The sequence below is a fragment of the Pseudomonas sp. MWU12-2345 genome (assembly GCF_023242385.1).
GTDB lineage: Bacteria > Pseudomonadota > Gammaproteobacteria > Pseudomonadales > Pseudomonadaceae > Aquipseudomonas > Aquipseudomonas gingeri_D.
Genome location: NZ_JALLJA010000017.1, coordinates 96,431 through 117,167, shown reverse-complemented (window position 1 = coordinate 117,167; position 20,737 = coordinate 96,431). Strand labels below are relative to the sequence as shown.

The window sequence follows — 20,737 nt, the reverse complement described above, 5'->3', positions numbered from 1 at the left end:
TCGGACATTTCCTGTGAGATAGCAGGACCAGGCCTGGCTTTTTGTGTGCAAATCAACGTGGCTGCCGGGGGATGCAGCCAGCCGTTGATCAGCGATTGAGCTTAGTCGCGCAGCATGCTGGTGCCGTACTCACGGAAGCTGCTGCCCAGGTTCGAGGCGCCAAAACTCTGGGTGACCGGTTTGCTGTCGTAGTGCTGGTTACAGCTTTCGGTATAGCAGGCACTGTTGCTGGTCATCGTGCTCGTGCCGGAGCAGGCGCTCAACAGCAGGGCGCTCATTACCAGCGCGACTTTGACGAGGTTCGGCTTCATGGTTCGGTTTCCCCTGGCTGGATACGATGCACGATTAACACCTTGTTCATCTTACGCCGCTTGAACGCTTTGCTGGATGAAACATTTCGTCTGTGGGGCAAAAGGCTGTACAGGGGAGTTTTCTTCAATACCGCCGCCCGTGCGCATGGGTACCTTCAGCCCCGACATCCACTCATGCAGAAGGTAGACGATGAGCATTCTTGTTTCCATGGCGGCCTTTGCGCTGGCCTCTTCCATCACCCCCGGCCCGGTCAATATCGTGGCCCTGAGCGCCGGTGCACAGTTCGGCTGGCGTGCCAGCTTGCGGCACGTGACGGGCGCGACCCTGGGCTTCACCCTGTTGCTGGTCCTGATCGGCCTCGGGTTGAATGAGCTGTTGTTGTTCGTGCCGAGTTTGACCCGGGTGATCCAGCTGGCCGGTGTGGCGTTCCTGTTGTACATGGCCTTGAAGCTGGCGCTCGACGATGGCGGTCTCAATACCAGCCAGTCCGGCAAACAGCCGACGATGACGGTCGGCGCGGTGATGCAGTGGCTCAATCCCAAGGCCTGGCTGGCCTGCGTGGCGGGGATGGGGGCGTTTGCGGCCAATGGCGAAGCGCGGTTGGTGTGGCAATTCGCGGCGGTGTACTTCGTGATCTGCTACGGCTCGATTGCCTGTTGGGGATTTGCCGGAACCTTTCTGCGGCATTATCTGGACAATCCCAAGGGCATGCGCCTGTTCAATCGGCTGATGGCCTTGTTGCTGGCCCTCAGCGCGATCTACCTGTTGCTGCCTTGAGGCGAATCAACCGCGATACTGCCCCGGTGTCGCGGCCAGGTGTTGTTTGAATGCCCGTTGGAAGTGCGCCTGGTCGGCGAACCCGGCCTCCAGCGCGACGTCGGCGATCAGGCCGCCACGGCGCAGCCGATTGCGTGCGTACTGGATGCGCCGGTTGACCAGGAAGGCGTGGGGCGTCATGCCGTAATGCTGTTTGAAGGCGCGGGTCAGGTACGACGCCGACAACTGCGCGGCCTGGCAGATGTCTTCCAGCTTCAGGGCTTCAGTACAGTGTTTATGAATGTAGGCCGCAGCCCGTTCCAGTTTCTGGTTGATCTCCCGAGCCGGCCGTGGCGCCGGGTTCAAACGGTGCTGCAGCAGGGTGAAGAACTCGACCAGGGCGCACTGTTTTTCCAGGAGCGCGAGCTCGTCGTCCACCAGGGTTTCGTACAGGCTGTTCAAGCCTTCATAGAGTGCCGGATCGCGGGTATGGGGCGTGGAAAATGCCCGGAAGTCCAGATCCGGGCTGAACCCCAGTTCATGTTGCAGTGATGTCAGCCAGGCTATTTCGACATAGAACATGCGATAGGCCCAGGGCTGGTCTTCGATGGGGTTGCAGGCATGCACCTCACCCGGATTCATCAGCACCACGGTGCCGGCCGCGACCCGCCATTGGTTCTGCTCGTTGATGTAGGTGCTCTGGCCGTGGGTGATCGCACCGATCGAGAAGTGTTCGTGGGAATGCCGGGAATAGCAGACCTTGCGGCCGTCCTGGATCGAGCGGGCCTCGATGAAGGGCAGGCGTTCGTCCCGCCAGAAGTAGGGTGCCTTGTCATCAGGGACGGTTGAGGACGATTTACTCATGAGCGGGTCCGGTGCGAGATGATTCGGGGCGGCGACTGGTCTGTAGCGTAGCCTGTTCCTGCAGAAGTCGAAGCGGTTCCGGTCTTTCCAGGGTTTGCCAAGCCTGGGCATGAGCCGCCTCGGCGGCTGTCAGCCAGAGGCCTGCTTGCAGTTGCAAGGGTTCGCACGGCCACTCCAGTATCTCTTTCAAGGTGATCTTCACACGAGTGCCCGGGTCGGAGCCATCCCGCTGATCCCAGTCCGCTTCGAACTGGCGCAAGTGCAGGGCGTCGGCAGCAAAGTCGATGAGCTGTGGTCGGTTGCCCAGCCAGCCGGGTGCGGTGCGCAAGGTGTGTGCCTCGACATCCAGCAGCAGGAGTTTCCAGGCGCTGCGATTGTAGCTGTCAGCGAAGTCGCGATGGTCGAGATAGAGTCGGGTCAGCGCAAGGTAGCGTCCCTTCGGCGACCACGCCATGGAGGGCGCCAGGTCCGACAGGGCACAGCCGGAAGCGGTCAGCAGGTGTCCGCCCAGGCGAGCAATATGCCCTCGCCCCAGATCGTCGCCGTATTCGGTACTGGTGCCGAACAGCCAGGCGGCGTCCAGGCCGGTCGGGGAGGGTTGGATAAACTCGCCTTCGGCGCTGGCGATCTGTGGCTGCTTGACCAAACGCCAGGCGGGCAAATCTTGCAGGTTGTCGCTATTCAATTGCAGTCTGCGCAGCTCGTAGTAGAGGCGCGAGTCTTCGCGGTATCGGCAGAACTCGGCGGCTTGGGACGCATCAGGGACGGCTTCGGTAAAACGTTGCAGCGGCGTACTGGCGACGTCCCGCGGCAGGCGCCCGACAATCACTGCGACGCTCAGCGTCGCCGCCTTGAAATCCACCAGCCCGGCGACCCGCATCGGTGGACTCTCGATCAGCCGATGTTGCCGGGGATCGGCCACCATCACGCGGTCGGGCACCGCCGGATGCGGGGCAAACGGCACCAGCGCCAGATAATGGGAGCAGTCGCTCACTCGATGATCCAGGCGCCAAAGGCCGGGCAGGGTCCAGTCGCCGATCCGGCACTGGTAGCCGGCTGAGTCGTCCTGATCGTCCTGGAGCCAGGTGAAGTGGGCGTGGGTGCCATTCGCCAGCGGCTCTGACTCGATGGTTACGCTGGCCGTGCTCCCGTCGCTGTCCAGTGGCAGGACCAGGCGGATACGGGGCCTGTTCCATTCGGTAGTCTGCTCGCGGCCCAGAGGGTCGTGGCCGACCAGAATCTGCGAGTCACTGTGGATACTGTGCAACTGGTAGCCGTAATGTCCGTTGTCGGGTTGCGACAGCGGCAGCTCGCTCTCCAGCCAGACCTGCTGCTCGTCCAGCGCCACCGGTTGGCTCCAGTATCCGCTAGGGCTGCGGTTGTCGCGGCTCCAGGGGCTGCGCAGGGGGCGCCAGCCCCGATCCTGCTGCCAGAGCCATAGCGCTTGGTGCGGCTCTGACGAGTCCAGTGTGCGGGCACGGCAGACCAGGCTGCGGCTGTCGGCGCTCCAGACAATCGGCGTCTGGGCCGAGATCAACAAGGAGGAAGGGGCGTTATCGACGCTGAGCCGGTAATCGAGATGGTTGATCGGGCGGGTCGGTTGGTCCAGTTCCCTCAGGCTATCGGGCAGGGTCAGTTGGCCATTTAGCCGATGCCGACCATCGGGGGAGCGATATTCGATCTGTTGCCGGGCCAGGGCTTGTTGCCAGTTGCCCGGTTCCAGCCAGAGATCGCTGACTGGGAGCAGGTCGATGGCTTGGGCGTCTTGCAATAACTCTTCAAGGGAGTGCTGGTGGGAACCGTTGTCCACCAACGGACTGTAACGCCCACCGAGGCCTTGCTCATTGAAAGTATCCAGTTCCCAGAACTGATCCGCCTGGCAGCGATAGAGGCGGTGCAAGGTGCGGTCGAGGATCACCAGGCCCCAGTTGCCGCGTGACGGAATGGGGGCGGCGAAGTAGCGGGCGTCACTGGAAAAGCGCGCCGAGGCACCCAGTCCTTCGAGCAGGGTGCCGTCGGGAAACAGGTAGTCGCACATCACCGGGCCGCCCATGGCGATTTCGCCGTGGTTGAACACCCGGATCGGCTCGCCTTCGGGCGTCAGTGTTGGCTCCTGGCCACCCCAGGCACTGGCACCGCTGCCAGCGGGTGGGGTCTGCGTGGCGGGCTTTACCAGGCCCAGGTGCTTCTCCCAAATGCTCACGCAAGCCAGCCCGGGGAAAATCGCCAGGCAGGCGGCCGCGATGTCCCAGTAATCGGGCAGTGCCCGGCCGAGGCTGAAGCCCAGGCCAAAGACCGCCGAGATCATCAGCCGGGCAAAGGCTCGTCCGCCTTTGGGCCAACCGACTTTCACACAGACCCACATCGCCCCGGCGCAGACGATGACCACGGCCAGGGCGAGCAAAGGCGGGAGGATCGTGACGAAGAACATCGGCACCAGCAGTACCAGGAGCAACCACAGCAGTTCGAGCAACAGGCGGCCGATGTTTTTGTTCTCGCGGGTTGGGGGGCGTGCGGCGCTCACGGGTGAAGTCCTGTTCGACGGAGGCGGAGCGCGATTATGCCGGTTTGGGTGCGCGGCGGCACCTTTGGGCTTATGGCGACGGATTGGACTCCGCTTGTGGCTGATCGAGCAGGGCCGTCGAAGTCACATCACTGCCGGCGAGGCAGACTGACGGGCCCAGTTCAGCCAGGTGATAGGCGCGCAGGAACAGGCACCCGAGCACGACAGCACGTGGCCCGAAGAATCGGGCCACGGTATCAGGGCTTACTTTGACGCTTGGTCGCGGCTCTTGAGGTTCTTCTCGGACTTGTAGCGCAGGGCCACATCCGGTACGCCACCGCTCTTGCCGGTTTCGATCCAGTTGCGGATCCGGCTGGCATCGGCGAAATGGGTGTACTTGCCGAACGCATCGAGAATCACCAACGCCACCGGGCGACCGCCCATGTTGGTGACCAGTACCAGGCAGTGACCGGCCTGGTTGGTGAAGCCGGTCTTGGTGATCTTGATGTCCCAGTTATCTTTATTGACCAGATGGTCGGTGTTGTGAAAGCCCAGGGTGTAGTTGGGCTTGCGGAACGCCACGGTCTTTTCCTTGGTGGTGCTCAGTTCGCTCAACATCGGATAGTGACGTGCGGCCATCAGCAACTTGCTGAGGTCACGGGCGGTGGAGACGTTATGGACCGACAGGCCAGTGGGTTCCACATAGTGGGTATTGATCATGCCCAGGGACCGGGCCTTGGCATTCATCGCCGCGATAAAGGCCGCGTAGCCGCCCGGGTAGTGATGGGCGAGACTGGCCGCCGCACGGTTTTCCGAAGACATCAGGGCGATCAGCATCATTTCCTTGCGCGGCAGCTCGCTGTTGAGCTTGACCCGGGAGAACACGCCTTTCATTTCCGGGGTATCGGCGATGTTCACCGAGATGTACTGGTCCATCGGCAGCTTGGCGTCCAGCACTACCATGGCGGTCATCAGCTTGGTCACCGAGGCGATCGGCACGATCACGTCCGGGTTGCTGGAGTAAAGGGTCTTGTTGGTTTGCAGATCGACGACCAGGGCGCTGCCGGAAGCGACTTGCAGATGATGGGTATCACGGGGGGCGGAGACGGTCTCGCGGGCTTCTACGTTAGGGGTGATGGCGGCGCCTGCCAGGACAAAAACCAGGCCGAAGATGGAATGACGAATGTTCACGCGGATGGACTCGCAAAAAATAATGGGTAAACCGTAGGTAACGGGTCGTTCTCAAAAAAACGTTACATTTTATGAATATAGTTCAGAAAGTTGCCACACCTCTGTAGATATTGGGCTTAACTGACACAAAATTTACTCTTGTACCAATGTTGTACCCATTCTCTCTTCGAGCTTCCTGATCTCGGTCCAATCCGTGGTGAGCTAAGCCAGCATGCATAGGTCGGCAGGAGGACCTGAACGCTGTGTCCTAACTGGCCGGCGATGAAGGCTGGATGCATGCTGGCCATAAGACACATAGTAGCGTACGTATGGCGGCAGTTGTATGGATTGCGCCCTCTTATTTTCAGGCTTTTCGGTGCCTTTTCGAACGGGCTGGTCGGGGTCGTGACGCGCTGAGTTTCCTGCCGGTTGGAACACGAATGGAAACGACTTGCGGACGCGTCGGCGGTCGTTGTCGCGCTTCTTTGCTATGTTTGCCAGGAGGCCGGATAAGTGATGGCTATTTAATTGTGTACCCAGCCTGATACGTGGTGGTGCGGGCCTCGCGGACCGATTAGCATCGGCGCTTGCGACGTAATCGACGCGATCCAATGACTCAGGAGTCCGGCAATGCCGAAGGGTTTGATCAGCAGGGATTACCTGCCCATGGTGGTCTGGGCAGGGATGGTGGCGGTTCTGTTGCTGGGCTTTGCTTTCTTTCCGAAATCGGCGGATTGGTATGGCTGGATCCAGGCCGTGGGCCTGGTGGTCGGCCTGATGGTGGCTATCAGTGTGCCCGCAATCCAGCGCAAGCAGGAATTCCAGGAGCAGCGCAAACAACGCCGTGAGCGCGATGTCGGGTATGCGCGGCGGCTGCACTACTTTGGCATTGAGCTGCTGGATCTGCTGGGGCGTATCAGCGCCAATCTGGCGCACTTGCGGGCCACGGACCGGCATCGTTGCCAGCGCACCCTCGATGATTTCCTGCACCGCCTGTTCGAGTCCCACAAGCACGATCTGAACGACGACCGGATCGTTATCAGCCATGAACTGCGCCAGGTGACCCAGGCGCTGATCGATGAGTTGGAAAGTGGTCGCAGCGACCGTGTGGTGATGATCGAACTGGAGAAGCGCCTGCAGAAGCTCATCCACCGTTCCCAGGTCAATGCCGCCTTGGCCGAGCGCGGCTGATCAGTGCACGCCCATAAAAAAGCCCGCAACGTATGCGGGCAAAGGGGTGTGCGGAGCAACGCACGTTTTCGGGAGTCCTGGGCTGGTCAGGCGTTCAATGCCGAGAGGTTCATACTTTGCGACGAAGTCTTGGCGGCCATCAGAGAAGTGAAAGGTCCACTGATCGGTACACCGTCTCGAACCAGGTACCAGCAGGCGAGTAGACCCAGCTCTCTGAGCGAGGCGGGAACGGCACCGCCGATTACGGACATGATTTGTACCTTGGCCATGAGGACCTCCATCAATCTATGGCGCTACCTTAAGGCCCGGCCCGATCGGAGGAAAATCATCGCGCTCGATAGTGGACATCGACGAGATCGACAGGCGGCAATAGAGTGCGTCAGTCGACGACCTGGTCGAGCATCTTCAGCACTTCCTGCTCATTCAGCAGCCCTTTGCGGACCAGATTCTCGGCCAGCAAGGAGAGGAATTTGGCCGTGCGGTGGCCTTCGAGCTGCTTGAGCTCGGTGAGGGCGCTGTAGACCTTGCTGGATGTGCAGAGGCCAGCAGTACGATGTGGGTTCTGCGTAGGCATGGTTCGTCCTTGTTCTTATCATTCAGCCTGATCTTGCTGATCGGGCATGGCATAAATATGACAGTCGTATTAAGGCCCGTCCTGGGCGACGACAGGTCATATCATGCCTTTTATTGCCGCTGGGCGGTTGTCTTGCCTGCGACCTTTGCTGGCGCAATTCAGACATCGACGCTTGGATATCGCAAAAAAAAGCCCCGCTCTTGCGAGCAGGGCCTGGATGTTCTGCCTGTCGATTACCAGCGTGGGCCACCGCCGTAGTAATGCGGATGACCGTAGTACACCGGACGGCCATAGTAGCCACCCTGGACGTAGACCGGGGCCGGCTGGACATAGACCGGTTGTTGGACATAGACCGGAGGCGGCTGCTGTACATAGACCGGGGCCGGTTGCACATACACGGGCTGCTGAACATAAGCCGGGCGGCTCTCTGACATCACCGAACCGACGATGGCTCCGCCGATCACGCCACCCAACAAGGCAGGGCCGACCCAGTTGCCACCATGGGCAGAGGCCTGGCCTGCGACAGCGAGTGCACCAACGAGCAAGGCTATCTTGGGGATTGTACGAATCATGATTATTCCTCGGGTTCCAACCCCAGCGCTTGTTGTCTGCAATAGACTCAAGGACTGTCGTGGGGATACTTCTATGACAACGACTTTCTGAAAAATTGCACAGCCGTTGAGTAAATTTTGTGTAAGGTTCTTGGCGCGGCTTCTTTGACAGCTATCCGAGGCCAGGTGCCAGAGCCTTCAACTGGTCGCTATGATCGACGAAAGCTGGGTAAATGCCTATCCCATTTATCCGAAAACACCCCTTCAGGAGATGAAACATGCAGATGAACCCCAACAAAGACACCCAGTTGTGCATGTCGTTGTCGGGGCGCCCCGGGAATTTCGGTTTGCGTTTCCACAATCATCTTTATGAGCAACTAGACCTGAACTTTTACTACAAGGCGTTCAGCAGCCAGGACCTGACCGGCGCGGTCGGTGGGATTCGGGCCCTGGGTATTCGGGGCTGTGGGGTGTCGATGCCGTTCAAGGAGGCGTGCATCGCCTTGGTGGATGAACTGGACGCGTCCGCCGCGGCGATTCAGTCCATCAATACCATCGTCAACACTGCTGGCCATCTGAAGGCCTATAACACCGATTACATCGCCATTGCGCAGTTGCTTGAGACCCATGCGGTGCCCAAGGACATCAGCTTCGCGCTACGCGGCAGCGGCGGCATGGCCAAGGCCGTGGCGTCGGCCTTGCGGGATGGCGGTTACCGTAATGGCGTAATTATGGCCCGCAATGAAGCAGCGGGCAGGGCGCTGGCGCAGAGTTGCGGTTATGAATGGCAGGCGGAGTTGGGGGCGTTACGCCCGCAGATGTTGGTCAATGTCACGCCGATTGGCATGAGCGGCGGCCCGGAAGCGGATCAGCTGGCCTTCGAGGCCGCGGCGGTGGAGGCGGCCGACACGCTGTTCGATGTGGTCGCGGTGCCCTCGGAAACCCCGTTGATTCTACGCGGCAGGGCCCTGGGCAAGCGGGTGATCACCGGGCTTGAAGTGATTGCCATCCAGGCGCTGGAACAGTTCGTGCTGTACACCGGTGTGCGGCCCAGCGAAGAGCAGTTCCAGAAGGCGGTGGCCTTTGCGCGCAGTTGAATGAAGCGTCTGGCGGTGGTTATTCCAATCGTGCCAGACGTTCTTCAAGCGCCGCGATCCGGGCTTCCAGCTCTTCGATACGCTCCACGGACACCGCGCCGGCCGCACTGCGCTCGGGTCCTTGCTGGCGGGCCGCGAGGATGGCTTCGATATCCGCCGGGTCGCCCAGGGCGTGGGTGTAGCGGTCTTCCCGCTGCCCGGCCTGTTTTGGAATCAGCAGGGCCAGGCCACGGGCAATCAGGCGCTCCAATTGATGCACGACCTGCTCGCTGTCTTCGAAATCATGCATCCGGCCGCTGCGGGTCAGGAGTTCGTTGACCGTCTGCGGGCCACGCAGAAACAGCAGGCCGATCAACACCACCTGGGCCGGCACCAGTTCCAGCGCCTTTTCGACCCGATGCTCCCAGCGGTCGGCACGGCTGCCCATCACCAGGCGCGTAAAGCCACGGCCTTCAAGGGCGCGCAGGCTCTGGCCGACCTGGCCCTGGTTGAGGTTTGTCACCGGTTCGCGGCTGGTTTTCTGGTTGCAGGCCAGCACCAGGGCATTGAGGGTCAGGGGGTAGGTTTCCGGGCTGGTGGCCTGTTTTTCAATCAAGGAGCCCAGGATGCGAATTTCCGTGCTGTTCAATTGTGGCTGATCGACGGAAGTCTCTTGCTCGCTGCCCATAGTGCTTTTCCCTGTGCGTTGAAAGGTCGTAAGCGTAGGGCCTTCAGCCGTAAAAAGACAAGCCGCTATACGCTTCACCCTGGCTATAATCGCCCAGCCTCACTCCTGCCATTTTCACTGCGAGATCCTCATGACCATTTCCCTGTACGCAGCTTCCATTCCGGTTTTCAAGCAAATGCTCAATGCCTTGAGCGACGTTCTGAACAAGGCCGAAGCCCATGCGGTGGCAAAGAACATCGATCCGAGCGTTTTCGTACAAGCCCGTCTGGCCCCTGATATGTTCGCGCTGAACCGTCAGGTGCAGATCGCGGTCGATTTCGCCAAGGGCGTTTCTTCGCGTCTGGCCGAGATCGACGTGCCGTCCTACCCGGACAGCGAAACCACCTTCGCCGAACTGCAGGCATTGATCAGCAAGGTGCTGGCTCACCTGGACACCATCACCCCGGGCCAGATCGACGGTAAGGAAGGCATCGAGATCGTGACCCGCCCGGGCACACCGAAAGAGAAGCGCTTCACTGGCCAGGCCTACCTGCTGACTTACGGCCTGCCACAGTTCTTCTTCCACGTGACCACTGCCTACGCGATCCTGCGCCACAACGGCGTGGAAATCGGCAAGCGTGACTACATGGGCGCGTTCTGATTTCGTACGGCTCGATACCGGTTCAAATCTGATTGGCCGGTGAGATCTTGTGGTGAACGGGCTTGCCCGCTTGCCGCAAACTTTCTGTTGGGCGCGAAATCCCGCACGGTCAGCGCTTAGTCTTCCTGCGTGGTAAACAGCTCGCGTCGAGCACCCTCGGTAATGGCAACAATGCCAGGGTGCTTGACCTTGCGCTCCACCGAGATCGCATAGAACGACTCGCTTACCGCATCGGTCTGGCCGATCAGCTTGACGCCGTACTGCCGGCATACCTCCTCGGCGATCACGCTCGGGGCAATGAAAATCCCGCTGCCGGATTGGCCGAATGCCTGCATCAGGGCACTGTCGTCGAACTCGCCGACGATCCTCGGATGCAGGTGTTGTTCGGCGAACCAGCGCAAGAGCCGGCTGCGCACCACGCTTTCCTGTCCGGGAATCAGCAGCGGTGCGCCATGCAGGCAACGTGGAAAATCCTCGGCATAGCGCGCTGCCAGTGCCGATGTGGCAAAAAAGCTGATCCCGCATTCCCCCAGCTTCTGGCTATAGCCCTTGATGTCCAGATGACTAGGCATGGGGCTGTCGGAAATCACCAGGTCCAGGCGCTGGATCGCCAGGTCGGCGAGCAGGCGTTCGAGTTTGTCTTCGCGGCAGGTGATACGGATCGGCTCATCCAGCTCCATGGTCGGCGCGATCAGGCGATAGACGATGGATTTGGGCAGCACATCCGCGACCCCGACCCGCAGCAGTCGCTGCTGCTCGTTCGGCTGGGTGCGCAACATGGCTTCCAGTTCGTTGCCCAATTGGAACATCTGCTCGGCATAGGGCAGGGTACGGCGCCCGGCTTCAGTCAGTTCCAACTGTCGTCCGGCCTTGCGGAACAACTCCACGCCAAAGGTCTGTTCCAGCAGGCTGATCTGGCCGCTGATGGTTTGTGGCGTCAGGTTCAACTGCTCGCAGGCCCTGACGATACTGCCGGTCCTGGCCACGACCCAGAAATAGTGCAACTGGCGATAATTGAGCATCAGGCTCTATTCAGTTCGTTAAAACCGAAGTATAGCGCTTAAAAATACGAATTTTCCTGAAGTGTTCACTTCCTTAGAATGCTGCGCTATTGGTGGGCCAGGACGTGGCCGCCTTACCCCCGAATCAGGACTGAACCATGGAATACCTGTTGCAACTCGCCGTCAGCCCCACCGCCTGGATTGCCCTGGCGACGCTGATCGTCATGGAAATCGTGCTGGGCATCGACAACCTGATCTTCATCTCGATCCTGACCAACAAGCTGCCGGCGCAGTTTCGCACCAAGGCCCGGCGTATCGGTATCGGCATGGCCCTGATCCTGCGCCTGGCCTTGCTGGGCACCATCGCCTACATCGTCAAGCTCACCGCGCCGGTGATCGAGGTGTTCGGCCAGGCGTTCTCCTGGAAGGACATGATCCTGATTGCCGGTGGCCTGTTCCTGGTGTGGAAGGCCACCACCGAGATTCACCACAGCATGGACCCCGAGGCCAAGGAGACCGAAGACAGCAGCGCCGGTATATCCCTGGGTTTCGCGGCGGCGATCGGTCAGATCCTGATGCTCGACATGGTCTTTTCCATCGACAGCATCATCACCGCCGTGGGCATGACCGAGCATCTGCCGATCATGGTGATCGCGGTGGTAGTGGCGGTGCTGGTGATGTTGCTGGCGTCCGAGCCGTTGGCGAAGTTTATCAACGACAACCCGACGGTGGTGATGCTGGCCCTGGGCTTCCTGATCATGATCGGCATGACGCTGATCGCCGAAGGCTTCGGCGCCCATGTGCCCAAGGGCTATGTCTACGCGGCCATGACCTTCTCCGCGGTGATCGAAGGTTTGAACATGCTGGCCCGGCGTGCCCGGCACAAGCGTCAGGTAGCAGAAGGCTGATAGCTGTTGCGTCAATAAAAAGGCCGCCTGGATTCAGGCGGCCTTTCTCGTTAAAAGCCCGTCAGTGCACAGTGACAGTACGGGCCTGGGACTGTTCGGCGGTTTTGGGCTGTGCCGGCAGGGCAGGGTGGTGGTGACGGCGGGAGATTCTCAGGACTCCCCACAACATGGCCGCTGCGACGGTGACCCAGCCGAGCACCAACAGTGCAATTATCGCTACAAGGCTCATCAGTGCCTCCTTCGCCCGTTCGGGCTCACTCACTTCGTCTTTCCAGGATCAGTCTAGACGTTGCTGTGTTTCAGTCCATTGACCAAAGGTCGTGTTGGGTCAGTCATTTCGCTCTATCGCGTCAGGCAAATCGCAACGAAAGGCTATACCCACATCGGCGTGCGACCTATGATCAGGGGGCCTGTCAGGTGTTGAACGGCCTGGCGATTGACCAAGAGAGTGAAGATGTTCAAGGGATCAACAAATTTTCGAACGGTACCGGGGCGGCGCTTGTGGCTGGTGGGGGCATTGTTGCTGGGGTTGGGCGGTTGTGCCGGCGGTGGTGTTTCGCCAGAGGTCCGGAGTCTGCCGGAGCGGGTTGAGCTCAATGCCGTGCCGTTCTTCCGTGGCGAGGCCTATCAAGGCGGCACCATGGCCCTGGCCACCATGCTGTCGCAGCAGAGTGTCAGCGTGACGCCGGGGTTGCTGGAAAAACCGCTGAAATTGCCGGGAACCGAGGACGGCCTTGAGCGCAACATGCAGGTCCTGGCCCGTGAGTACGGCATGGTGGTCTATCCGCTGGACCCTGAGTTGTCGGCGTTGCTGGCCCAGGTCGCCGCCGGGTATCCGGTGCTGGTCCGGTTCAACGAGGGGCGGGTGTGGTCGACCCCGCGTTATGGGGTGCTGGTCGGTTACAACCGGACCAAACAGACCGTGCTGTTGCGCGCGGGCATGAGCCCTCGGCTGCCGATGAAGTTCAGTGCCTTTGCATCGGCCTGGAAGGGTGCCGGCAGTTGGGCGGTGCTGGTCCAGGCGCCGACGCAATTGCCGGCCCAGGTTGATCGGCAGCGCTGGTTGAAAGCCGCCAACGACCTGGCCCAGGCCGGTCAGGAACAGGCGGCGGCCCAGGCCACCAAGGCCTTGGCCGGGCACTGACGACAATATTTGCATCAGGCTGCGGGGGTCAGACCCCCAGCTTGTCCCGCAACGTGTAATACCAGGCTCCCAGGGCGGTAAACGGCGTGCGCAGCAACTGGCCGCCGGGGAAGGGGTAGTGCGGCAGGTCGGCAAAAGCGTCGAAGCGCTCGGCCTGGCCGCGCAGGGCTTCGGCCAGCACCTTGCCCGCCAGGTGGGTGTAGGTCACGCCATGACCGCTGCAGCCCTGGGAGTAATAGATATTGTCCCCCAGGCGACCGACCTGCGGCAGGCGCGACAGCGTCAGCAGGAAGTTGCCGGTCCAGGCGTAGTCGATCTTCACATCCTTGAGTTGCGGGAAGGCCTTGAGCATCTTCGGCCGGATGATCGCCTCGATATTGGCCGGGTCCCGTGCGCCATAGACCACGCCGCCGCCGAAGATCAGGCGCTTGTCACCGGAAAGACGGTAATAGTCCAGCAGGTAGTTGCAGTCCTCGACGCAGTAGTCCTGGGGCAGCAGCGACTTTGCCAGCGCATCGCTCAGCGGCTCGGTGGTGATCACCTGGGTGCCGCAGGGCATCGATTTGGCGGACAGTTCCGGCACCAGATTGCCCAGGTAGGCGTTGCCGGCGACGATGATGAACTTGGCCCTGACCTTGCCCTGTGGCGTATGCACTATTGGGTTGGCGCCGCGTTCGATGCGCACTGCCGGCGACTGCTCGTAGATGGTCCCGCCCAGCGACTCGACCGCTGCCGCTTCGCCCAATGCCAGGTTCAGCGGATGGATATGACCGCCGCTCATGTCGAGCATGCCGCCCAGGTATTGGTCGCAACCGACTACTTCACGAATGCGTCGCTCGTCCAGCAGTTCGAGCTGGGTATGGCCATAGCGTTCCCAGAGCTTCTTCTGGGATTCGAGATGGCCCATCTGCTTTTTGGTAATGGCGGCGAACACACCACCGTCCTTCAGGTCGCACTGGATGTTGTACTTGGCCACCCGCTCGCGAATGATCCGGCCGCCTTCGAAGGCCATCTGCCCGAGCAATTGCGCCTGTTTGGGGCCAACGGTGCGTTCGATGACGTCGATATCGCGGCTGTAGCTGTTGACGATCTGCCCGCCGTTACGGCCCGACGCGCCGAAACCGACTTTGGCGGCCTCCAGCACCGTGACCCGGAAACCGTTCTCCAGCAGAAAGAGTGCGCTGGACAGCCCGGTATAACCGGCGCCGATCACGCACACATCGGTCTCGACATCATCCTGCAAGGCAGGGCGTTGAGGAACCGGATTCGCCGAAGCGGCGTAATAGGACTGGGGGTAGGGGGTGTTCGCCATCCTGCAACCTCTGTTTTATATTTTTTACGAGTGGCCTGATCCTACCTCAGATGAAATACCCCCGCCAGCCACCCGGGAAAAAAGCCGATTTCGCCGGGAATCAGTAAAAAATACGCATATTCAAGGGGTTAGCGAAATAAAGGGGTTGACAGCTTTGAGAAAATCCGCAAAATGTCGCCCCACAGCAGGCACGTAGCTCAGTTGGTTAGAGCACCACCTTGACATGGTGGGGGTCGTTGGTTCGAGTCCAATCGCGCCTACCAAACAAAATCCGCTCTGCTGGGCGGTCTAGAGGGGTCAACCGAAAGGTTGGCCCCTTTTGCTTTCTGAGATTTGCAAAACTTTTGCAAAACTTTTGCAAAACCCCACCTCAAAACGCCAGTCCGGCGCCTACCTCGACGTACTCGATTCCCTTTTTTTCGTGACCTTCCTGGTAGTGCTTGGTCATCTCTTCGTCGGCGTGCCCCATGAGCGCCTGGACGTACTCGGTCGGGAACTTCTGCTGCTCATAAAGCCATGACCCAAGAGCGCGGATTTCATGGAACGTGGGGCGCTCGCTGATTGGCATGTGGTCATAAGCCTTGGCGGCGTCCCGGGCTTTCCTGAACTCCTTGGTCAGATAGTCCGGAGTGACGCTGGTCCAGTGGGCCTTGGCATCGACCTGCTCCTTCCGCCTGGCGCGCGGCCGATAGTGGATCAGGTAGGGCGAAAGGATCGGTGACTTCATGCACTCCACCACCACCTCGCGCAGCGATTTCCCCATGACGATCTTCAGGTGGATCGGCGTTTCGTAGCCCTCGGTTTTTCCGGGTGACACGCTGATTGTGTTCTTTTCCAGGTCTACCGATGCTTTTGTCCAAGTCACGATATCTTCGCGACGCTGCAGGCTGGCCAAGCCCAGCTTGATGGCCCGCTTGAGCCAAACTGGTGTGGTGTCTGCTTCAATGATTTTCGTCAGCCCTTCTAGGGTGTGGCGCTGCCGCTTCTTCTCTTCTTCCTTCTTCACAAGCGTCAGCTCGGCCACATTCCGCTCGGCCAGGCCCTTGGCCACGGCGAAGGCGAACACCTGCACCAACAGCCCGCGGTGCTTCGTATAGGCATTGTTGCTGAATTGGTCCAGGTACTCGGCCACAGCCAGAACATCGAGCTGGCCCACCAGCAGATCGCCTAACTCCTTGCGGTACCGCTCAAGCTTGTAGCCGATTTCATCGAGTGTGCTGGCCGCGTACTTCCGATCTGGCAGCCATTCCGCTTCAAACCGATCCAGCAGGGTGCGCATATTTGGCAGCTTCTCGCCGGTGATCATCGTCAGCATCTCGCCGTCACCGGCCATCAGTGGCGCCAGGCGTGCGTTCGCAGCCTTTGCCATCTTGATGGCTTCCTCCAGTGAGCGATTGATGCTGGTCATCTTGCCGGTGATAGGGTTCTTGTACCGCCAGTACTTACCGTTGGCGTAAAGGTTCGGTGGCAGCTTCTTGTTGATCGGCGAGCGGGGGCGGGGACTCATCTTTCAACATCCATCATTTGGGCAAGCAGCGGATCTTCAGATCCGATGATCGCGGCCTGCAGGTCAACGAAATACATTCCGCCTTTTACCTCGCCCACGATTTCGCCTTCCTCAATCCACTTCTTCAATTGCTGCAAACTTGGCTTCCCTCCAGCATAACGCAACTTCCTATACTCACCTGCCTCCATCAGGCGAGGCAGGCGAGCGGTTATTTGAGCGATGACCTTGGCCATATCTACCTGCCTTCATGTCGCGACACGTTTTCGAAATTCGCGAACAGTGTCGCGACACTTCCAGGGGTAACCGGCTTGCCCATGATCACGCCTCCAGCGTGCCGACCGATTGCGCTGGCCGGGCGAAGTGGTCGGCCAGCACCCGGCGGGCGTCAATCCCGCACGACGCCGACATTGCGTAGATCTGGCCGAATGTGGTTTCCCGACGCTGCAGGGCGTTGAACAGCTCGATCAGGCGCTGGCCCATGGGCCCGTTGCAGAGGGTCATAGCTGGAGCCTCTCTTTGTGACTGCGAGGGGCAGGTGTGTTCGTCGGGTTGGCCCGACCCTGGGGTTGTTCCGGTGCCGGAGTGGACTGGCGCTGGATCTGGCTATCGGGCAGGCAACTGATGCCGACATCGTTCAGCACCCAGCAGGTCACTCCGCGCTGGCTATCGTGCTGCACGCTGATAACTGGTTCGATCTGGCTGGCGCTGGCCTGGTCCACGATCAGTAGTAGGAAGATTGCGATCAGTCTGCGCATGGCTCGTCCTTCCGCTCGCCCGGGTACGCTTTCATCGCACGATCAATCTCTCCGTCGAGGTCTTGCTCTACCAGCATGTTGCCCAGGCGATCACGCGGCACCAGGTCCTGGCGTGGGGTATCGAAAGCAACATTGCGCAGCCACTCATAGCGCCGAGCATTTGCTCTCATTCGCACCTGGTCGTCGATGCAGAATTCAGTCTCTTCCATCGCTGGTGTTACCACATCCCGATCGCTGGCGCCGGCGATCACCGCCAGCCCGCGCCCGATCGATACGTGGGCGCCGAGCTGGACATGCTGCTGGATGACTTCCAGTGTCTGGCCCTCGGCGGGGCGCAGAACGATGCTGATTCGGTCGATGACCGGCAGCTTGATCAGCTCAGACATGGGCTTCCCCTTTTTCTTGGCGGGCGCCGGTCTGGATGCGCTGATAGATCTCCTCGCGGTGCACCTCCACGGACTCCGGCGCGGCGATGCCCAGGCGCACCTGCTGGCCGCTGACGCCGAGCACGGTGACGCTGATATCGTCATTGATGCGGATGGTTTCGTTTGTCTTTCTCGTAAGGATCAACATGGTCAAACTCCTTTTTCAGGCAAGCCGGATCCCGGCCGCGTTTTTTGGCTTTCGCAAAGTTTTGATAGGGGTCACGACGCTGGGTATCGACCGATACCCACCGCACTGACGCCCTGGGCGTCAGGCGATGAAGATGCCTTGGTTGGTTTCGTTTTCTTCGTGGGGTTCTGGTGTCGGGTGGGTGCCGGGGCAGAAGGTGATCAGGCCTAGTCGAATCGCTTCAGCCACCAGAGCCGAGCGTTTGAATACGCCAAGTTTGTACATGGCAGATTCGACTCGGCCTTTGATGGAGCGAGGTGATAAGCCATCCCGGCGTGCAATTTCCTTGTCGGTCTGGCCAGACGCCAGAGCCACAACGCAGTGAAGCTCGCGTTCAGCGAGGCCCTTACCAAGCAAGCCGCGCCAGGATCCGCAGATGACATATTCCATGATGTACAGCTCCAAAGGTCGATGACTATGGAGATATAGTGCTAGCGGGATTTTATTGTGTCAATCCTTGCGGGATTATTTTTTATTTTAGACGCCTGGCATTCGCGCATCTACGACTCGTCCCACCACCGACCAGTCCGGGTGCAACGGGATGATTGGGAAAGAGGGGTTCAGCGGGGCGAGGAAGTCAGAGCCCGCCTCCCGCACAAGCTGTCGTATCGCAAATTCACCATGAGCGGTGCACGCTAGGAAAAAGCCACCAGGCTCGAGTTCCCTATCCTCGGGGTTTACCAGCAGGAACGTTCCGGATGGAAAGCTAGGCGCAACGCTCTGGTTCATGGATGACCCCGGCATTTGTAGCCAGAAGCCATTAATACCGGCCTCCTCGGGGCTGGCAATCAGATCAAGCTCGCCCTCGTCTGAAAATCCATGTCCTGTCGGATTTTTAACCCGTTCTCCGCCCCATGGAACTACCGGATACGCAAAAGCAATGACATTGGCCTGGCCGCGCATATGATCTTGAAAATAGGGCCTTCCCTCACGATCGTGTCGGTATTCATCGTAGCTCTCCGGGGGGCGATAGCCTTGCTCTTCAAGAGCTTTGCCTAGCCTGGGGGCAAAATCTGAGACCGAGACATCCAGCAGCTTAGCCACGGCGAGTGCGAACTGAAGGTTGATCGAATTCCTGCCGTTCAAGTAGTGGCTGAATGACCCCTGGTTCATACCGAGATGCTGGGCTGCCTTCTCCTGTGTCAGGCCGAGCTCCGCCTTCTTCCGGTTGAAGACTTCCTTGAGCGCTGCGCAGTCAGCGAGCTGCTCGGGTGATAGCGGTTTTTTCTTCTGAATTTCCATAGAACAAACCTATTCTCGGCGGGATTAAAATACAAATCCCGCAGGCATTGACATTGAAAAATCCCGCAAGCACTATTTATACAGCCCAGAGTTACGGAGTAACGGATCGTGGAACGCACACCACTTGCGGTATACGCAGCCAAACGTCATGCGTGGACGGCTGATCAGCTTGGCATGAGCCAGGGCGCTCTCAGCAAAGCAATTCGTGAAGGAAGGATGATTTTTGTTGCTGTATCGGCTGATGGGTCGATCTCGGCAGTAGAAGAGAAACCCTTCCCGGGTCAGCGCCGTGACTCTAGTCGTAACGCTTGCAAACAGATTAGTTCCTCAGGTGTTACGAGGATAGCGCCAAATATACCTGTTCAACCATCCAGTGTTTCGTCTTAGGGTGGCCTGTATGGATTACCAGCCTATTTTTGGGACTTATGAAATAGCGGGAGCAAACGGATCATTGGCCCAGCCCGAAACGCACGCATTGCTGAACCCTGAAATGTTTTCGCATGCAGAAACATTTGGTTCGCAGCGCGGCGCTGATGATCTGACTTCCGCGCATTGCGCGGAATGGAAATTTGGTGCTCTGAAGGCAATTAAATCGGAAAAACTGAGAGGTTCGTCACAAAATCGTACGGGTTTTTCCGAAATTAAACTTTTAACCAGATGGTTAATCGTTAAAGGGCGCCGTGACTTCCCACTATTGAAGAGATACCACGATTTTCGGAGTCAGTGCATGAGCGTACCAGCATCTATCCCACAAGTCCGTCCAGGGTAGGCCCATCCCGACCCTGCTGAGGAGTTGCATTTTTTTGTGCCGTGGAATTATGGGATTGCCCTAAACGACAGGCACAAAAAAGCCCGCTGTAGGAGGCGGGCTTCTTAATCGACCTCTGCCAGGAGGTCTTCGTACCACATCACCTTTGAACTAGGAGGATGCGCTATGTCGCACCCGAAAAATAGCACCACCCCACCAGCAGCGCAAGAGTTGCTAACAACTGAGGTCGGTTTCCTCGACGCCCCCATCGATAACCGGGGAACCATGCTGTTCCGCGTAGCGGCTGGTTCCAATGTCGAGGATGCCCTTGAAACCGCCAAGGTTCTTTCTTCCGGGCTTGGACTGCTCTGCCATCACCTTTACGACAGCCTGAATGCTGGCGAGATGGCGTGCTGCGACGGCGTAGCGGCGCTGGGCTTCCTGGCTGAAACGGTCAGCGCGCTGGTTTGGTCGGTTCAGAAAGGCGTCGAAGCGTCCCCGGAAGCTGGAGGTGCCAAATGAGCGCCCCGCACTGGAATGCCATTCTGCACGACGTGGAAATGGCCCCGAAGTATGCCTGTGTTGGCGGTGCAAAGCTGACTACGGACCAGGTCCAGAAATTGGAATCGGTGGAACATGCCGCAACCGAATACGGCGACTCGATCCTCTACGGTCTATCGGCGGTTGGCGAGCTCCTTGTGCGCACCGCCGAAAGCGGCGAACTGACCAAGGATTTGGCGATGAGCACCGGCTGGCTGGTCGACAACTTGGCTCGCCTGGCTGGTGCGCTTTACCTGCAGGGCTCCGCCGCCAACTACAAGCTGAACAAACTCAAGCGCGAGGAGGCTCAGTCATGAAAACTCCGACAGAGCTGGGTGCCGCCCTTGAGTACAAACTGATCACAATCAGGGCGCTCGCTAAGGTGTTGATCAACAGCAACAGCTTCCGAGACGGCGCAGAGGGCGATGCTGAATCTCAGCTCGATGCTGCAGACGAGCAAGGCATTCAAAGCGCAATCGAGATCATTGCTGATCATGCGCACCTGGAGCTTGTCGGCTTGCTGAACTCGATGGCGGTTCCCGCACCATATTTTTAAGCGGTTCAAAGCGAGACGCGGAACCGCGCCGGAGCTGCCCAGATCGGAAAGCAGTCGGGAGCGCGGGACCAGGTTCATAAATAGACC

The 20,737-nt window shown here is 59.4% G+C and carries 31 protein-coding genes, 1 tRNA gene and 1 pseudogene; 12 read left to right on the top strand and 21 right to left on the bottom strand.

All coding sequences use genetic code 11. From position 1 onward, the window contains the following. Nucleotides 1-101: 101 nt before the first annotated feature. Together M5C71_RS27010 and M5C71_RS27005 are read right to left on the bottom strand one after the other, a co-directional pair. Nucleotides 102-311: a hypothetical protein gene (locus M5C71_RS27010; protein ID WP_103498347.1), complete on the bottom strand. Its 210-nt coding sequence runs from the start codon at nucleotides 309-311 to the stop codon at nucleotides 102-104. 51 nt (nucleotides 312-362) lie between these two features. Continuing rightward, nucleotides 363-509 (bottom strand): hypothetical protein, encoded by a 147-nt coding sequence (locus M5C71_RS27005; protein ID WP_177103420.1) that lies wholly within the window; start codon nucleotides 507-509, stop codon nucleotides 363-365. On the opposite strand from M5C71_RS27005, the gene M5C71_RS27000 reads away from it, so the two are divergent. Continuing rightward, complete coding sequence (locus M5C71_RS27000; RefSeq protein WP_103498348.1) at nucleotides 502-1,089, top strand: LysE family translocator; 588 nt, start codon at nucleotides 502-504, stop codon at nucleotides 1,087-1,089. The two genes, M5C71_RS27005 and M5C71_RS27000, sit on opposite strands and share 8 nt — an antisense overlap. A gap of 6 nt (nucleotides 1,090-1,095) precedes the next feature. On the opposite strand, the gene M5C71_RS26995 is transcribed toward M5C71_RS27000, so the two are convergent. From M5C71_RS26995 to M5C71_RS26980, 4 genes and pseudogenes are all read right to left on the bottom strand, one after another. Further along, the gene (locus M5C71_RS26995) at nucleotides 1,096-1,932 is read right to left on the bottom strand and encodes an AraC family transcriptional regulator (protein ID WP_177103418.1); all 837 of its coding nucleotides are present in this window, start codon (nucleotides 1,930-1,932) and stop codon (nucleotides 1,096-1,098) included. Continuing rightward, nucleotides 1,925-4,456: a hypothetical protein gene (locus M5C71_RS26990; RefSeq protein WP_349294020.1), complete on the bottom strand. Its 2,532-nt coding sequence runs from the start codon at nucleotides 4,454-4,456 to the stop codon at nucleotides 1,925-1,927. The genes M5C71_RS26995 and M5C71_RS26990 overlap by 8 nt, the downstream gene beginning before the upstream one ends. 243 nt (nucleotides 4,457-4,699) lie before the next feature. Further along, entirely contained in the window at nucleotides 4,700-5,626 is a 927-nt protein-coding gene (gene pbpG, locus M5C71_RS26985) for a D-alanyl-D-alanine endopeptidase (RefSeq protein ID WP_178129762.1), read from the bottom strand. A gap of 132 nt (nucleotides 5,627-5,758) precedes the next feature. Further along, nucleotides 5,759-5,979, bottom strand: a pseudogene (locus M5C71_RS26980) (site-specific integrase); the annotation flags it as partial. A gap of 256 nt (nucleotides 5,980-6,235) precedes the next feature. Between M5C71_RS26980 and M5C71_RS26975 the strand changes: the two are divergent. Further along, on the top strand, nucleotides 6,236-6,796 hold the full coding sequence (locus tag M5C71_RS26975) for a hypothetical protein (protein WP_248747930.1): 561 nt from the start codon (nucleotides 6,236-6,238) through the stop codon (nucleotides 6,794-6,796). Between the two features lie 86 nt (nucleotides 6,797-6,882). Here the strand turns inward: M5C71_RS26975 and M5C71_RS26970 are convergent, their stop codons facing one another. The 3 genes from M5C71_RS26970 to M5C71_RS26960 all read right to left on the bottom strand — a co-directional run bounded on the left by M5C71_RS26970 (nucleotide 6,883) and on the right by M5C71_RS26960 (nucleotide 7,942). After that, nucleotides 6,883-7,065, bottom strand: a complete 183-nt coding sequence (locus M5C71_RS26970; protein ID WP_248769179.1) for a hypothetical protein — start codon at nucleotides 7,063-7,065, stop codon at nucleotides 6,883-6,885. Nucleotides 7,066-7,175: 110 nt separating this feature from the next. Continuing rightward, complete coding sequence (locus M5C71_RS26965; RefSeq protein WP_100942792.1) at nucleotides 7,176-7,370, bottom strand: hypothetical protein; 195 nt, start codon at nucleotides 7,368-7,370, stop codon at nucleotides 7,176-7,178. A gap of 233 nt (nucleotides 7,371-7,603) precedes the next feature. Then, nucleotides 7,604-7,942, bottom strand: coding sequence for a hypothetical protein (locus tag M5C71_RS26960; protein ID WP_103498353.1), 339 nt, complete (start codon nucleotides 7,940-7,942; stop codon nucleotides 7,604-7,606). A gap of 257 nt (nucleotides 7,943-8,199) precedes the next feature. On the opposite strand from M5C71_RS26960, the gene M5C71_RS26955 reads away from it, so the two are divergent. Next, nucleotides 8,200-9,018 carry a shikimate 5-dehydrogenase gene (locus tag M5C71_RS26955; RefSeq protein WP_103498354.1) on the top strand — a complete coding sequence of 273 codons (819 nt, stop codon included), beginning with the start codon at nucleotides 8,200-8,202 and terminating at the stop codon, nucleotides 9,016-9,018. A gap of 19 nt (nucleotides 9,019-9,037) precedes the next feature. On the opposite strand, the gene M5C71_RS26950 is transcribed toward M5C71_RS26955, so the two are convergent. Then, the gene (locus M5C71_RS26950; RefSeq protein ID WP_152737516.1) at nucleotides 9,038-9,685 is read right to left on the bottom strand and encodes a DUF480 domain-containing protein; all 648 of its coding nucleotides are present in this window, start codon (nucleotides 9,683-9,685) and stop codon (nucleotides 9,038-9,040) included. 130 nt (nucleotides 9,686-9,815) lie between these two features. On the opposite strand from M5C71_RS26950, the gene M5C71_RS26945 reads away from it, so the two are divergent. Continuing rightward, the gene (locus tag M5C71_RS26945; RefSeq protein ID WP_248769178.1) at nucleotides 9,816-10,325 is read left to right on the top strand and encodes a DUF1993 domain-containing protein; all 510 of its coding nucleotides are present in this window, start codon (nucleotides 9,816-9,818) and stop codon (nucleotides 10,323-10,325) included. Between the two features lie 116 nt (nucleotides 10,326-10,441). Here the strand turns inward: M5C71_RS26945 and nhaR are convergent, their stop codons facing one another. After that, complete coding sequence (gene nhaR / locus M5C71_RS26940) at nucleotides 10,442-11,347, bottom strand: transcriptional activator NhaR (RefSeq protein ID WP_248769177.1); 906 nt, start codon at nucleotides 11,345-11,347, stop codon at nucleotides 10,442-10,444. Nucleotides 11,348-11,484: 137 nt separating this feature from the next. Here nhaR and M5C71_RS26935 point away from each other — a divergent pair, with 137 nt between their 5' ends. Beyond that, the gene (locus M5C71_RS26935) at nucleotides 11,485-12,234 is read left to right on the top strand and encodes a TerC family protein (RefSeq protein ID WP_103498358.1); all 750 of its coding nucleotides are present in this window, start codon (nucleotides 11,485-11,487) and stop codon (nucleotides 12,232-12,234) included. 61 nt (nucleotides 12,235-12,295) lie between these two features. Here M5C71_RS26935 and M5C71_RS26930 read toward each other — a convergent pair whose 3' ends face one another. Then, nucleotides 12,296-12,463 (bottom strand): hypothetical protein, encoded by a 168-nt coding sequence (locus M5C71_RS26930; RefSeq protein WP_178129763.1) that lies wholly within the window; start codon nucleotides 12,461-12,463, stop codon nucleotides 12,296-12,298. 225 nt (nucleotides 12,464-12,688) lie between these two features. Here M5C71_RS26930 and M5C71_RS26925 point away from each other — a divergent pair, with 225 nt between their 5' ends. Beyond that, the gene (locus M5C71_RS26925) at nucleotides 12,689-13,378 is read left to right on the top strand and encodes a peptidase C39 family protein (RefSeq protein WP_248769176.1); all 690 of its coding nucleotides are present in this window, start codon (nucleotides 12,689-12,691) and stop codon (nucleotides 13,376-13,378) included. Nucleotides 13,379-13,406: 28 nt separating this feature from the next. Here M5C71_RS26925 and M5C71_RS26920 read toward each other — a convergent pair whose 3' ends face one another. Next, nucleotides 13,407-14,690 (bottom strand): FAD-binding oxidoreductase, encoded by a 1,284-nt coding sequence (locus M5C71_RS26920; protein ID WP_248769175.1) that lies wholly within the window; start codon nucleotides 14,688-14,690, stop codon nucleotides 13,407-13,409. 186 nt (nucleotides 14,691-14,876) lie between these two features. Here M5C71_RS26920 and M5C71_RS26915 point away from each other — a divergent pair. Next, nucleotides 14,877-14,953: transfer RNA gene (locus M5C71_RS26915), tRNA-Val, on the top strand. A gap of 107 nt (nucleotides 14,954-15,060) precedes the next feature. On the opposite strand, the gene M5C71_RS26910 is transcribed toward M5C71_RS26915, so the two are convergent. From M5C71_RS26910 to M5C71_RS26875, 8 genes are all read right to left on the bottom strand, one after another. Next, nucleotides 15,061-16,197, bottom strand: a complete 1,137-nt coding sequence (locus tag M5C71_RS26910) for a tyrosine-type recombinase/integrase (protein WP_248769174.1) — start codon at nucleotides 16,195-16,197, stop codon at nucleotides 15,061-15,063. Further along, on the bottom strand, nucleotides 16,194-16,430 hold the full coding sequence (locus M5C71_RS26905) for a hypothetical protein (protein WP_177138099.1): 237 nt from the start codon (nucleotides 16,428-16,430) through the stop codon (nucleotides 16,194-16,196). The genes M5C71_RS26910 and M5C71_RS26905 overlap by 4 nt, the downstream gene beginning before the upstream one ends. 85 nt (nucleotides 16,431-16,515) lie before the next feature. After that, complete coding sequence (locus M5C71_RS26900; RefSeq protein ID WP_248769173.1) at nucleotides 16,516-16,698, bottom strand: hypothetical protein; 183 nt, start codon at nucleotides 16,696-16,698, stop codon at nucleotides 16,516-16,518. Then, a complete protein-coding gene (locus M5C71_RS26895; protein ID WP_248769172.1) occupies nucleotides 16,695-16,952 on the bottom strand; it encodes a hypothetical protein in 258 nt (85 codons plus the stop codon). The genes M5C71_RS26900 and M5C71_RS26895 overlap by 4 nt, the downstream gene beginning before the upstream one ends. Continuing rightward, nucleotides 16,940-17,338, bottom strand: a complete 399-nt coding sequence (locus M5C71_RS26890) for a hypothetical protein (protein WP_248769171.1) — start codon at nucleotides 17,336-17,338, stop codon at nucleotides 16,940-16,942. Before M5C71_RS26890 ends, M5C71_RS26895 begins: the two co-directional genes overlap by 13 nt. Next, nucleotides 17,331-17,525, bottom strand: coding sequence for a carbon storage regulator CsrA (gene csrA / locus M5C71_RS26885; RefSeq protein ID WP_248769170.1), 195 nt, complete (start codon nucleotides 17,523-17,525; stop codon nucleotides 17,331-17,333). Before csrA ends, M5C71_RS26890 begins: the two co-directional genes overlap by 8 nt. Before the next feature lie 120 nt (nucleotides 17,526-17,645). Next, complete coding sequence (locus M5C71_RS26880; RefSeq protein ID WP_248769169.1) at nucleotides 17,646-17,954, bottom strand: LuxR C-terminal-related transcriptional regulator; 309 nt, start codon at nucleotides 17,952-17,954, stop codon at nucleotides 17,646-17,648. Between the two features lie 87 nt (nucleotides 17,955-18,041). Further along, nucleotides 18,042-18,806: a LexA family transcriptional regulator gene (locus tag M5C71_RS26875; protein WP_248769168.1), complete on the bottom strand. Its 765-nt coding sequence runs from the start codon at nucleotides 18,804-18,806 to the stop codon at nucleotides 18,042-18,044. 108 nt (nucleotides 18,807-18,914) lie between these two features. On the opposite strand from M5C71_RS26875, the gene M5C71_RS26870 reads away from it, so the two are divergent. From M5C71_RS26870 to M5C71_RS26850, 5 genes are all read left to right on the top strand, one after another. Next, entirely contained in the window at nucleotides 18,915-19,193 is a 279-nt protein-coding gene (locus tag M5C71_RS26870; RefSeq protein ID WP_248769167.1) for a Cro/CI family transcriptional regulator, read from the top strand. 10 nt (nucleotides 19,194-19,203) lie between these two features. Then, on the top strand, nucleotides 19,204-19,575 hold the full coding sequence (locus tag M5C71_RS26865) for a hypothetical protein (protein WP_248769166.1): 372 nt from the start codon (nucleotides 19,204-19,206) through the stop codon (nucleotides 19,573-19,575). A gap of 165 nt (nucleotides 19,576-19,740) precedes the next feature. After that, entirely contained in the window at nucleotides 19,741-20,076 is a 336-nt protein-coding gene (locus M5C71_RS26860; RefSeq protein ID WP_248769165.1) for a hypothetical protein, read from the top strand. Next, nucleotides 20,073-20,411: a hypothetical protein gene (locus tag M5C71_RS26855; RefSeq protein ID WP_248769164.1), complete on the top strand. Its 339-nt coding sequence runs from the start codon at nucleotides 20,073-20,075 to the stop codon at nucleotides 20,409-20,411. The genes M5C71_RS26860 and M5C71_RS26855 overlap by 4 nt, the downstream gene beginning before the upstream one ends. Further along, on the top strand, nucleotides 20,408-20,650 hold the full coding sequence (locus M5C71_RS26850; protein WP_248769163.1) for a hypothetical protein: 243 nt from the start codon (nucleotides 20,408-20,410) through the stop codon (nucleotides 20,648-20,650). The genes M5C71_RS26855 and M5C71_RS26850 overlap by 4 nt, the downstream gene beginning before the upstream one ends. The last annotated feature ends 87 nt before the right edge of the window (nucleotides 20,651-20,737 follow it).

Coding starts and splice junctions, on each gene's coding strand:
- M5C71_RS26925 (WP_248769176.1), top strand. CDS start 12,689: ATGTTCAAGGGATCAACAAATTTTCGAACGGTACCGGGGCGGCGCTTG.
- M5C71_RS26930 (WP_178129763.1), bottom strand. CDS start 12,463: ATGAGCCTTGTAGCGATAATTGCACTGTTGGTGCTCGGCTGGGTCACC.
- csrA (WP_248769170.1), bottom strand. CDS start 17,525: ATGTTGATCCTTACGAGAAAGACAAACGAAACCATCCGCATCAATGAC.
- M5C71_RS26905 (WP_177138099.1), bottom strand. CDS start 16,430: ATGGCCAAGGTCATCGCTCAAATAACCGCTCGCCTGCCTCGCCTGATG.
- M5C71_RS26880 (WP_248769169.1), bottom strand. CDS start 17,954: ATGGAATATGTCATCTGCGGATCCTGGCGCGGCTTGCTTGGTAAGGGC.
- M5C71_RS27005 (WP_177103420.1), bottom strand. CDS start 509: ATGCTCATCGTCTACCTTCTGCATGAGTGGATGTCGGGGCTGAAGGTA.
- M5C71_RS27000 (WP_103498348.1), top strand. CDS start 502: ATGAGCATTCTTGTTTCCATGGCGGCCTTTGCGCTGGCCTCTTCCATC.
- M5C71_RS26890 (WP_248769171.1), bottom strand. CDS start 17,338: ATGTCTGAGCTGATCAAGCTGCCGGTCATCGACCGAATCAGCATCGTT.
- M5C71_RS26970 (WP_248769179.1), bottom strand. CDS start 7,065: ATGGCCAAGGTACAAATCATGTCCGTAATCGGCGGTGCCGTTCCCGCC.
- M5C71_RS26875 (WP_248769168.1), bottom strand. CDS start 18,806: ATGGAAATTCAGAAGAAAAAACCGCTATCACCCGAGCAGCTCGCTGAC.
- M5C71_RS26865 (WP_248769166.1), top strand. CDS start 19,204: ATGGATTACCAGCCTATTTTTGGGACTTATGAAATAGCGGGAGCAAAC.
- M5C71_RS26910 (WP_248769174.1), bottom strand. CDS start 16,197: ATGAGTCCCCGCCCCCGCTCGCCGATCAACAAGAAGCTGCCACCGAAC.
- nhaR (WP_248769177.1), bottom strand. CDS start 11,347: ATGCTCAATTATCGCCAGTTGCACTATTTCTGGGTCGTGGCCAGGACC.
- M5C71_RS26975 (WP_248747930.1), top strand. CDS start 6,236: ATGCCGAAGGGTTTGATCAGCAGGGATTACCTGCCCATGGTGGTCTGG.
- M5C71_RS26950 (WP_152737516.1), bottom strand. CDS start 9,685: ATGGGCAGCGAGCAAGAGACTTCCGTCGATCAGCCACAATTGAACAGC.
- M5C71_RS26850 (WP_248769163.1), top strand. CDS start 20,408: ATGAAAACTCCGACAGAGCTGGGTGCCGCCCTTGAGTACAAACTGATC.
- M5C71_RS26955 (WP_103498354.1), top strand. CDS start 8,200: ATGCAGATGAACCCCAACAAAGACACCCAGTTGTGCATGTCGTTGTCG.
- M5C71_RS26895 (WP_248769172.1), bottom strand. CDS start 16,952: ATGCGCAGACTGATCGCAATCTTCCTACTACTGATCGTGGACCAGGCC.
- M5C71_RS26965 (WP_100942792.1), bottom strand. CDS start 7,370: ATGCCTACGCAGAACCCACATCGTACTGCTGGCCTCTGCACATCCAGC.
- M5C71_RS26995 (WP_177103418.1), bottom strand. CDS start 1,932: ATGAGTAAATCGTCCTCAACCGTCCCTGATGACAAGGCACCCTACTTC.
- M5C71_RS26860 (WP_248769165.1), top strand. CDS start 19,741: ATGTCGCACCCGAAAAATAGCACCACCCCACCAGCAGCGCAAGAGTTG.
- M5C71_RS26960 (WP_103498353.1), bottom strand. CDS start 7,942: ATGATTCGTACAATCCCCAAGATAGCCTTGCTCGTTGGTGCACTCGCT.
- M5C71_RS26945 (WP_248769178.1), top strand. CDS start 9,816: ATGACCATTTCCCTGTACGCAGCTTCCATTCCGGTTTTCAAGCAAATG.
- M5C71_RS26935 (WP_103498358.1), top strand. CDS start 11,485: ATGGAATACCTGTTGCAACTCGCCGTCAGCCCCACCGCCTGGATTGCC.
- M5C71_RS27010 (WP_103498347.1), bottom strand. CDS start 311: ATGAAGCCGAACCTCGTCAAAGTCGCGCTGGTAATGAGCGCCCTGCTG.
- M5C71_RS26920 (WP_248769175.1), bottom strand. CDS start 14,690: ATGGCGAACACCCCCTACCCCCAGTCCTATTACGCCGCTTCGGCGAAT.
- M5C71_RS26855 (WP_248769164.1), top strand. CDS start 20,073: ATGAGCGCCCCGCACTGGAATGCCATTCTGCACGACGTGGAAATGGCC.
- M5C71_RS26900 (WP_248769173.1), bottom strand. CDS start 16,698: ATGACCCTCTGCAACGGGCCCATGGGCCAGCGCCTGATCGAGCTGTTC.